We start from the raw sequence: 10,362 nt of genomic DNA, 5'->3' as shown, positions 1-10,362 counted from the left end.
GCTCCTCCCCATGAGCTGCCGTTTTGTTTGGCCCTCTCCTGCCCAACGCGCCAACTGGAAAAGATGTTTGGCTACCGCTAACTGCCTTTTCTACTTTACTACATTTTTTGCCAGGAACAATCGGCAACTAACCATTCCGCATTCCAACCATTTTGATTACTTTTACGATCACAACCGTGCACCCCCATGATATTAACAGATAAGCAGATTTTAGCGGAGATTGAGAAAGGAACCATCCTGATCGAGCCATTCAAGCGCTCAGGCCTGGGAACAAACTCCTATGACGTACACCTGGGCCGTTACCTGGCTACTTATAGAGACGAGGTACTCGATGCCCGCCTCCACAATGAAATTGATGTGTTTGATATACCGGAAGAAGGCATTGTACTGCGCCCGGACACGCTATACCTGGGTGTGACGCTAGAATACACCGAAACCCATGCCCACGTGCCTTTCCTGGAGGGTAAGTCCAGTGTCGGGAGACTGGGCATCGATATACATGCTACTGCCGGCAAGGGCGATGTAGGCTTCTGCAACACCTGGACCCTGGAAATATCGGTGACGCAGCCTGTACGGGTATACCACGGCATGCCGATCGGCCAGCTGATCTATTTTGAAGTGTCAGGAGGTATAGAAAACTACTATAACCTGAAAGAAAATGCCAAGTATAACCACCGCACAATGAAGCCGGTAGAGTCCATGATGTGGAAGAATAATTGGTAATAAAATTGTACTCAAAAACGTTAAAAAGCCGGCCAGAATCCCTGTCCGGCTTTCTTTTTGGCACCATTTATGCACTCTATCACGTATACATAATAATAGAGGTGCGAAGGAATTATTTAGGAAGCGACGGGGTTTAGTTAAAGAATCCGCACCAGTACAGGAACGTTAAGAGAAAGTATAACAGCTAAAGAAATAAAACCATGAAGAATTTACTGTGTTTCTTGTTTATGACCTTCGGAGTAGCTTGCAGTGTATCAGCAAACAGCAATCCGAAAGCATCCAAGACGAAAACTTCTGAGACGAAAAATAAATCAGCCGTTACATCCAAAAAGACTGCACTGGTTGAGCAGCGGGCTAATAATCTGTCAGATCAAATGATCCGCGAGCTTCGCTTGAACAACTACCAGGCAAGTAAGGTAAGAGCTATCAATATGGACGTGGCAGCTCAGATCACAGAAATTGAGCAGAGATTTACCGGCGATCAGAATATGATCGATAACGAGTGCAAAGCCATACTGGCGACTCGTGACCAGGAATTGGAAGATGTTCTGAGCACTATTCAGTACAATGACTACTTCGGTCACCGTAAAGTATATTCTAAGAAAGACAAAGAGTTTGTAGCCAGCCTGTCTGAGCAAGGTGCTGAGAAGGTAGCCACATCAGCTGGTGAGGCGGTTCAGGGAGCTACAGCAGGTAATGCTTCTGCAGAAGCTGCCACTTCTACTGTAAACTAAGACTGCATACGCAGCACACCATACCTAACACAACAAAAGCCGCCCATTCAGGCGGCTTTTGTTGTGTTAGGATGTTTAGTTATTTTCTTTCTTTCGTTCCTCTTCTACGTGGCTCATCAGCTCCTCGCACAGGGCCCGCATCTTATCCGCCATTACCTTGTCGCTGGTAGCAGTTGCTATACTTTGCGCCATAGCCCCGATCGTGTCGATATAAAAGTATTTCATCTCGTCGATTGGCATTTCCTTTGTCCAAAGGTCGATTTTCATGGTGCCGGCCTCATCGCGGTCCCACAAAGAGATGTTGATGGCCTTGGCGAAATGGATCTTATCCCCGGCATCGGTAGCGCGCCAGCTGATGGCTTCGGGTACACGTTGCTCGTCTAATGCTATACTGAAGTATATTTCTGACTTCTTCATTTTCGTTTAAATTAAACTTTGTGCTATATATATCTCGTACTATGCTTTAACAATTTATAACAAGTACAAAGTTACGCGATGCGCTACGGAATAAAAACCTTCTTTTTTCTTTTTACCCTGACCTTCCTTTCGGGATGTGCCAGCTTGACTTCTTCCATCACAAGGAAACCGAAACCCTATACGGTGGCCTTTTACAACACAGAGAGCCTGTATGATACGGTCAACGACCCCAAAGTAGACGATGAGGGCTTTACGCCCACTGGGTTAATGAAATGGGACGAAAGCCGCTATAAGACCAAGATCAAAAATGTGGCAACTGTCATTGCAGGCATAGGCGGCAAAGACGGTCCTGCCATACTGGGCCTGAGCGAAGTGGAAAACCGCCGGGTGCTCGACGACCTGGTCAACTCACCGGAGTTGCGTAAACGCCGTTACAGCATCATCCACTACGATTCTCCCGATCCGGAAGGTATGGATGTGGCCCTGCTTTATAATCCCAGGGTATTTAAACCTACTGCACAAAAGAGCCTGCCGGTCCGTTTTCCTGAACGCAATTTTGCTTCCAGGGACATTTTGCAGGTGAAAGGCAATCTGTTGGGTGAGCCGGTCACCATCTATGTGAACCACTGGCCGGAAGATAAGGGCAGTACCAGCCTGGGCGACAGCCGCCGGAGAGCGGCAGCTGCCGAGTTGCGCAGACAGATTGATGCGCAGCGCAAAGCAGATAAGAACGTCCGGATCATGGTACTGGGAGATTTTGCAGAGGAACCCAGATCGACTGTAATGGAGCAGGTACTGAGGGCAACAGGACGGCCTGATCCTGCTTTTCAGGACGAGCTCTACAATACGTTCTACATCTGGTATGTGCAGGGCCGTGGCAGCGTCCATACCCGCAATGACAACAAGATGCTGGACCAGGTGCTTCTTTCCAAGTCCTTCCTGGGCGGTGAAGGACTGCAGTTTGTAAGAGGCTCGGCCACCATTCACGCGCCTGAATTTGCCAAGTTCACATTCGGCAAGTACAAGGACACACCCCGCCGCACCTTCTCCGGCAGCCTCTACCTGGGAGGCTACAGCGACCATTTCCCAGTATACATCAAGCTGCAACAGATCAAATAAGCGGATAGGTATAAAAACAGAAAGGCGAACCAAATGGTCCGCCTTTCTGCATTAGGAGAAATTATATCCTTATACGTAATTATTCAGCATCACAGGCATTACCAGCATCAGAACATTTTCATTGTCTTCGTTGGCAAGCGGCATAAGCAGTCCCGCACGGTTCGGCGTAGAAAGCTCAAAGGTGATCTCGTCTGAATCAATGTTGTTGAGCATCTCGATCAGGAACTTGGCATTGAAGCCGATTTCCATGTCCTCGCCATCGTACTGGCAGGTCAGGCGCTCATTTGCTTCGTTAGAGAAGTCCAGATCTTCGGCAGACACCTGCATCTCAGAGCCGGACAGTTTCAGGCGGATCTGGTGCGTGGTCTTGTTGGAGTAGATGGAAATACGTCTTACAGAGCTCAGCAGGGAGGCACGGTCAATGACCAGCTTGTTCGGGTTCTGGGTCGGGATCACGTTCTCATAATCCGGATAGCGCTCGTCTATCAGGCGGCAGATCATCCGGATGTTGTCGAAGCTGAAGAAAGCGTTGGACTGGTTGAACTCCATACGAACTGCCGTTGCCTCGGATGGCAACGTGGACTTCAGCAAGGTGAAGGCCTTACGTGGAATGATCAGGGAAGCTTCTTGGCTGGTGTTGATGTCGGTGCGACGGAAACGCAGCAAACGGTGCCCATCGGTGGCTACAAACGTTACGTTGTCGGCACGCAACTGTACAAAGATACCTGTCATGGCCGGACGCAGCTCATCGTTGCTTACTGCAAAGATGGTTTTGGTGATCGCCCTGCCCAGCACGTTGGAAGGAATCTCGATGGCATTGCCACCTTTCACTACCGGTACACGCGGAAAATCAGTTGCATTCTCGCCTGACAGCTTGTAACGGCCATTGGCAGAACTGATCTCGATGGTGTAGGTCTCTTCGTCGATGGTAAAGGTTACCGGCTGATCCGGCAGGTTCTTCAACGTCTCCAGCAGGATCTTGGCAGGCGCAGCAATACGCCCGCTCTCCTTTGCCTCTACCTGCAGCTCGGTGATCATGGAAGTTTCCAGGTCACTGGCTGTGATGGTCAGGGTGCTGTCGTTGATTTCGAACAGGAAGTTTTCGAGGATAGGCACCACCGGGTTGTTGGTTACTACGCCGTTTATGCTGGATAACTGCTTCAAAAGAGCAGATGAAGAGACGATAAATTTCATTATGTATAGCTATAATGTTATTTGAACAAAGTTATAAATATTTCGCATTTATACTATCGGCCGACCGGCAGCTTTTTCACAATTTCTTAATATAAAGAGTCTATATTAAAAGCGCTCATACCTGCGCTTACGCAGATAGTAACGGCTTATCCCAAACAAAGCCAGCAAAAGGATCGGCGCCACCAGGTTCAGCAGCTGCCAGTAGGTACGTTCTTCCTTCACCCGCACCTTATCCAGCGGCCTGAGCTGTATTTCCTTACTCCTTACGTTGATCAGGCCTTCGGAGTCGAGAAGGTAATGGATCGTGTTCATGGCCAGCTCCTTGTTGGCAAACTTCACGTTGTTATACCTGTCAAAGCCCAGTTCATACGCCTGCCCGGTACGTGGGTTCACCTCGTTGCGCACCAGGTCCCCGTCCGAAAACACGGCTATTTTGGAGGGCACGCCTGTTTCTTTCACCTTCGCGTTTCCCATACCCTGCGGGGCTGGCCTGTTGCGGAAGAGCGAAGTAAAGGTACCTTCCAGCAGATAGCCCACCGGCTGCTGGCCTGCCTGGTACTGCTCTGGCTTCACTTCCATGCGCGCTTCTTCCAGCGTGAGTGGCACGGGTGGCTGCAGCACGCGGGAATAAGTGGAGGTATAGACCAGCGGCGTCTTTCGGATGCCAGCTGCTTTTACGGTGTCGATCGTGCCGATAAACCTGGCATATACCGCATCGATGTTGCGGGTGATCGGGTGCTTGCTGAAGTTGTTGAGCAACGGATAAAAGCGCCAGTTGATCATCTCCGTCTGCGGCCGCTCCCCGGTATAGCCGGTTACCATGGGTATAAAGCCGGAGTTCAGGTCCATGATCATGGTCGGGTTCAGGCGCACGCCATAGCGGAAGAACAGGTCGTCCAGGTTCAGGTTGTAGGGCATGGCAAACATCCCGCCTGCTCCTACACTGTCCATGTTGGCATTGAGGGCATCCACAAAGAAAACGGCTTTGCCCCCTTTCATAATGAACTGGTCAATTTTAAATTTGTCAGCCTCCGTAAAGGCCGTGGTTGGTTTTGCTACAATGATCAGGTCAAGCCCCTGCAGCGAAGGGATCTCGGGCAACTCACCGCGTGCCACCCGGTAAAACTCCTGCAGCGAACCCAGCAAATCGGTTACCTGCTGCATCTCCAGTTCTCCATGCCCGCTGATATACCCGATCGTTTTGGTTTCCGGGAAGGCTACTTTGCGTATGGCTGTGGCCAGTTCGTACTCCACCCCTTCCACCGATTGGTTCAGGCGTTCATCGGCCGAGGCGGCCAGGTTACCTTTCAGCAGTGTGACGGAGGTTTCCTTGCCCTTGTACATGACACGTGCTCCCGGGAATACCAGGCGCTCGACCTGTTTGCCTTCTTCCGTAGCCCGCAGGTTAGTAGGCTGTATACCTTTCTCAGCCAGCTGCTGGAAAAAAGCGACCCGCTCCTTCTCATCAGAGATCGCATTCGGATCGATGAACTCATAACGGACATTCCCACCTGAGTAGATACGAAACTCATCCAGCGTCTCCCGCACCGATTGCTGCAGCCGTTTGAAACCCGCCGGGAAATCGCCCTCCAGGTATACTTCTACAAAAACCGTCTCCGGCAGCTCCTGCAGCATCTGCTTGGTAACAGGCGAGATGGTATAGCGTTTGTCTTCGGTCAAATCGAGCCGGAAGAAGAAATTAGCTGCCAGGATATTGAGGAGCAAAATCGCTCCGGTAAGCAACAGAAATCGGGTGATATCGCGGCTACGCTTGCTTTTGTGTGGCGTGGTTTGCTCTGTTACCATTTTCTGCTGCTCAAAACTAGTTTAGTCAATAGAACCATGATGGCAATCACACTTACAAAGTAGAGCACATCGCGGGAGTCGATCAGCCCTTTGCTGATAGCCGTGTAGTGGTAGGCTATACCTAGCTGGCTCACAAAATAGCTGTAGCTCCCCCATACAGGTATGGAAGCGATGAGATCGAAGCCGGCGTAGAAGATGTAGCAAAGAAAGATGGCGATCACAAACGAAATGATCTGGTTATCCGAAACGGAAGAGGCAAATACCCCGATGGCAGCAAACACTCCCGCCAGGAAAACCAGGCCCAGGTAGGAGCCCACCACGGCAGCCGAATCCACGTTGCCCTGCGGATTGCCCAGCTCGTACACGGTATAGTAGTAAAGGAGCGTAGGTATAAGCGCAAATAAAGCCAGCAGCAGGGCCGCGAAATACTTGCCCAGGATCAATTGCAGATCCGTGATCGGTTTGGTCAGCAGGAGCTCGATCGTCCCTTCGCGTTTCTCTTCGGCAAAGGTGCGCATGGTAATCGCCGGTATCAGGAACAGGAACAGCCAGGGAGCCATGTTAAAGAGCGTCTGCATATCTGCAAAGCCATAATCCAGCACATTGCTCTCGGGGAACACCCACATGAACATGCCGATGGCCACCAGAAACACCATGATCACGATGTATGCGATCAGCGTGTTAAGGAAGCCGTTAAATTCTTTCTTCAGTATAGCGAACATTCTGATTCAATTAGGAAGTAGGAATTAAGAATTAGGAATGATTGGCAAGAGTAACTACCAACTCGATTTTTAAATAATTCTTAATTCTTAATTCTTCATTCTTAATTCTACTTAGTTAGTTGTTGGAATATCTTTTCGAGTGAGTTCTCTTCGTGGCGCAGGCCCACAAGCGGCCAGTTACGCTCGGCGGCAACCCGGAACATGGCCGAGCGGATGTCGGTGTCACGGCGGGACGTGATCCGGTAGGTATAGCCTTGCGCCAACGTCGCGCTCAGTACGCCCGGCACCTGCTCCAGTGATTCTACAGGCACCGGCTGTTCAAACTCTACCAGCGTGATCTTTTCGTTGCGCTCCCCAGCCTGCAGACTGGCCACATCGCTGTCGGCCACCAATTTGCCCCGGTTGATGATCACGACCCGGTCGCAGATAGCGGTCACTTCCTGCATGATGTGCGTGGAGAAAATCACGGTTTTGTCCTGCCCGATGCGCTTGATCAGCGCGCGGATCTCTACGATCTGGTTCGGGTCGAGCCCTGTCGTTGGCTCATCGAGTATAAGCACCTGCGGATCATGCACCAGCGCCTGCGCCAGCCCTACCCGCTGGCGGTAGCCTTTGGAGAGGGCTCCGATCTTTTTGCCCTGTTCCAGCGTCAGACCGCACATATCCACCATCTCCTGTACCCGCTCCTTTGCCCGGCGGCCCTTGAGGCCATACACAGAGGCTACAAATTGCAGGTACTCGTGCACGTACATGTCCAGGTATAGCGGGTTGTGCTCGGGCAGGTAGCCTACGCTCCGCCGCACCGCCATCGGCTCCTGCACCACATCGTGGCCATTCACCAGCACAGTACCCGATGTGGGCGGAAGGTAACAGGTGGCGATCTTCATGGTGGTGGATTTTCCGGCACCGTTCGGCCCCAGAAAACCCAGGATCTGCCCCTGCTCTACCGAGAAGGAAATTTCATCCACGGCACGCTGCGCTCCAAATACTTTTGTTAAGTTCTTAACTTCAACAGACAACTCAGTAGGCTTTATTTTTAACTGCAGAAGGAGACAGCACTTCCCTTCTTCACAAAATTAACACTTCCAAAGGGAGGGAGACCCATCTTTTAAAGAAAACAGTATAGTTTTTTTCTAATTTTCTTATCCGGATTTCCATTCATCCGCAAAACTCTCTAACTCTAAATGTCTCCCAGCTGCGGCCTGATCAGCACTTCTTCCACAACACTGTTCGGGGACATGGTATAGGCCCCGTAGATGGCCATGGCCACATCTTCGGACCGCATAAAGCGCTCCGGCGGCAAATCCACACCTTCCCAGCTGGCCGTCAGGGTAGCCCCCGGAAGTATAGCCGTTACCCGGACATTGTGCTCTTTCAACTCCTCGCGCAGCACCTTGGTCAGGCCATAGACCGCATACTTGGAGATGCAGTAGGAACCGCCGTTGGTATAGGGGGTGATGCTGGCTGTAGAGCACATGTTAAAGATATGTCCGCTCCGACGCCGGATCATATCCGTCACGAAAGCCTTGGTGATGTAGTAGGTACTGTAGACGTTGGTGTTGATCATGAAAGGGAGCGCATTGTCGTCCTCTTCGTATATTTTGCCAGGTATAAAAAGGCCGCTGTTGTTGACCAGCACATCAATTTTCACATCCAGGCCTTTTACATATTTGATGAAGTTATTCAGGGATTCTTTGTCGCTCAGGTCTGCTTCCTGGTAAAGCACTTTGGTAAAGGTATAGCGCTGTTCTATCTCGAGCTTCAACTTTTGCAGGTCCTTTTCGTTTCGGGAACAAGTGATGATGTGAAAGCCTTCTTTGGCAAACTGCTCAATGACGGCTCTCCCGATTCCTTTCGTACCGCCTGTCACCAGAATATATTGTTGCATGCTTTAGGTATAGGTCTGTTCGTTTTAAAATTTTAAGCGTAATATAGGCATTTAAACATTATTTTTGTTTAGTAACCTGTTCTTACCTGGTTTAACCTATTCAACCGCACCTTATGTTGCAAGCCCTGGGCAAATATTTACTCTTCATGTCGAGCCTTTTTACCCGCCGGGAGTCGGCTCGTATCCTGTTTAACAGAACCATTGATGAAGCCATCCTGATCGGGATCAATTCGATTGTGATTGTGGCCATTGTTTCGTCCTTTATAGGCGCTGTAACGTGTGTGCAGGTATCCTATAACCTCAACAATGCTTTTATACCGCGTTCCACAATCGGCTTCATGGTGCGGGAAATGACGATCCTGGAGCTGGCTCCCACGATCACTTCGATCGTGCTGGCCGGCAAGGTGGGCTCCAGCATTGCGGGTGGTCTTGGTACCATGCAGATCACCGAACAGGTGGATGCGCTGGAAGTAATGGGCATTAACTCGGCTTCTTACCTGGTGCTTCCAAAAGTACTGGCGGCCCTGCTGGTATTCCCGATGCTGGTGATCCTGTCCATGTTCCTCTCTATTGCAGGTGGCTACCTGGCTGGTACCCTCTCCGGAGAGCTGACGGCGCAGGAATACATCACCGGTATACGCGATCAGTTTATCCCTTATAACGTGGTTTTTGCCCTGATCAAATCTATTGTATTTGCTTTCCTGATTTCAACCATTTCCTCTTTCAGGGGTTATTATACCATGGGAGGCGCCCTGGAGGTAGGAGCTGCCAGTACGGCTGCCGTTACCAACAGTGTGATCGCAATACTGATTGGTGACTTTATACTGGCTTACCTGTTGCTATAAAACGAATTACTTCAAATTAAATTATGTTCCAGGTATAGCGCGCACCTTCGTTGCTACCCCGGACCTCTGAACCAGCATATGATCGAAATTCATAACATACACAAGGCCTTTAATGGCAAAAAAGTGCTCGATGGTGTAAGCGGGGTCTTTGAGACCGGCAAAACCAACCTGCTGCTCGGCGCCAGCGGCACCGGCAAAAGCGTGCTGCTCAAGTGCATTGTAGGCCTGGTAAAGCCGGATCTGGGAAGTGTTACCTTTGATGGCACTTATTTCACCAACAACAAGCTGGACATTCGCCAGGAAATACGCCGTAAGATCGGTATGCTCTTTCAGGGCTCGGCCCTCTTTGACTCCATGACAGTAGAGGAGAATGTGGAATTTCCGCTGAAGATGCTCACCGAAATGAGCAAAGAGGAGCGGATCGAGCGGGTGAACTTCTGCCTCAACCGCGTCGGCTTGGAAAACGCGAACGATAAGATGCCCTCTGAGCTAAGCGGTGGTATGAAAAAGCGGGTAGGTATAGCACGTGCCATTGCCCCCAATTGTACCTACTTGTTTTGCGATGAGCCTAACTCGGGCCTGGACCCCCAGACCTCGCTCAAGATTGACGAGCTGATCAAGGAAATCACCGAGGAGTATAACATCACCACCATCATCGTAACACATGACATGAACTCCGTGATCGAGATCGGAGACAAGATCATGTTCCTGTTTGAAGGCAAGAAGCTCTGGGAAGGCACCCGCGATGAGATCATGGACACCGATATCAAGGAGCTCAACGATTTTATATTCGCCAACCGCCTGATGCGCGATGCCAAGCGGGTGGAAGAAGAAGATCGTGGAGAGGAAGCGGTAGAAGCACGAAATAATCACCAGAATCACCAGGCGGGAACAGTAGACCGGGTAGCCGGCTC

Annotated in this window: 11 protein-coding genes; 5 read left to right on the top strand and 6 right to left on the bottom strand. The window is 50.5% G+C overall.

Annotation, left to right across the window (positions count from 1 at the left end):
- The first annotated feature begins 186 nt into the window (after positions 1-186).
- Together dcd and OB13_RS01755 are read left to right on the top strand one after the other, a co-directional pair.
- Entirely contained in the window at positions 187-723 is a 537-nt protein-coding gene (dcd, locus tag OB13_RS01760) for a dCTP deaminase (protein WP_461488426.1), read from the top strand.
- A 200-nt stretch (positions 724-923) separates the two neighbouring features.
- Positions 924-1,457, top strand: a complete 534-nt coding sequence (locus tag OB13_RS01755; RefSeq protein ID WP_461488425.1) for a hypothetical protein — start codon at positions 924-926, stop codon at positions 1,455-1,457.
- A gap of 75 nt (positions 1,458-1,532) precedes the next feature.
- Here OB13_RS01755 and gldC read toward each other — a convergent pair whose 3' ends face one another.
- Entirely contained in the window at positions 1,533-1,874 is a 342-nt protein-coding gene (gldC, locus tag OB13_RS01750; protein WP_461488424.1) for a gliding motility protein GldC, read from the bottom strand.
- Between the two features lie 78 nt (positions 1,875-1,952).
- Between gldC and OB13_RS01745 the strand changes: the two genes are divergently transcribed.
- Positions 1,953-2,993, top strand: coding sequence for an endonuclease/exonuclease/phosphatase family protein (locus OB13_RS01745; RefSeq protein WP_461488423.1), 1,041 nt, complete (start codon positions 1,953-1,955; stop codon positions 2,991-2,993).
- Positions 2,994-3,062: 69 nt separating this feature from the next.
- Here the strand turns inward: OB13_RS01745 and dnaN are convergent, their stop codons facing one another.
- The 5 genes from dnaN to OB13_RS01720 form a co-directional block, all read right to left on the bottom strand.
- Positions 3,063-4,187 (bottom strand): DNA polymerase III subunit beta, encoded by a 1,125-nt coding sequence (gene dnaN / locus OB13_RS01740; protein WP_461488422.1) that lies wholly within the window; start codon positions 4,185-4,187, stop codon positions 3,063-3,065.
- 105 nt (positions 4,188-4,292) lie between these two features.
- Positions 4,293-5,993 carry a gliding motility-associated ABC transporter substrate-binding protein GldG gene (gldG, locus tag OB13_RS01735; protein WP_461488421.1) on the bottom strand — a complete coding sequence of 567 codons (1,701 nt, stop codon included), beginning with the start codon at positions 5,991-5,993 and terminating at the stop codon, positions 4,293-4,295.
- Entirely contained in the window at positions 5,987-6,715 is a 729-nt protein-coding gene (gene gldF, locus OB13_RS01730; protein ID WP_461488420.1) for a gliding motility-associated ABC transporter permease subunit GldF, read from the bottom strand. Before gldF ends, gldG begins: the two co-directional genes overlap by 7 nt.
- Positions 6,716-6,822: 107 nt before the next feature.
- Positions 6,823-7,734 carry a gliding motility-associated ABC transporter ATP-binding subunit GldA gene (gldA, locus tag OB13_RS01725; protein WP_461488419.1) on the bottom strand — a complete coding sequence of 304 codons (912 nt, stop codon included), beginning with the start codon at positions 7,732-7,734 and terminating at the stop codon, positions 6,823-6,825.
- Between the two features lie 161 nt (positions 7,735-7,895).
- Entirely contained in the window at positions 7,896-8,603 is a 708-nt protein-coding gene (locus OB13_RS01720) for an SDR family oxidoreductase (protein WP_461488418.1), read from the bottom strand.
- Positions 8,604-8,716: 113 nt separating this feature from the next.
- Here OB13_RS01720 and OB13_RS01715 point away from each other — a divergent pair, with 113 nt between their 5' ends.
- Both OB13_RS01715 and OB13_RS01710 read left to right on the top strand, forming a co-directional pair.
- On the top strand, positions 8,717-9,448 hold the full coding sequence (locus OB13_RS01715; protein WP_461488417.1) for an MlaE family ABC transporter permease: 732 nt from the start codon (positions 8,717-8,719) through the stop codon (positions 9,446-9,448).
- 78 nt (positions 9,449-9,526) lie between these two features.
- On the top strand, positions 9,527-10,362 hold an 836-nt coding region (locus OB13_RS01710), incomplete at its 3' end, for an ABC transporter ATP-binding protein (RefSeq protein ID WP_461488416.1).

It is taken from the genome of Pontibacter sp. HJ8 (genome assembly GCF_054824225.1).
Note: the sequence above shows the minus strand (reverse complement) of the source record. Positions and strands in the feature narration are given on the sequence as shown.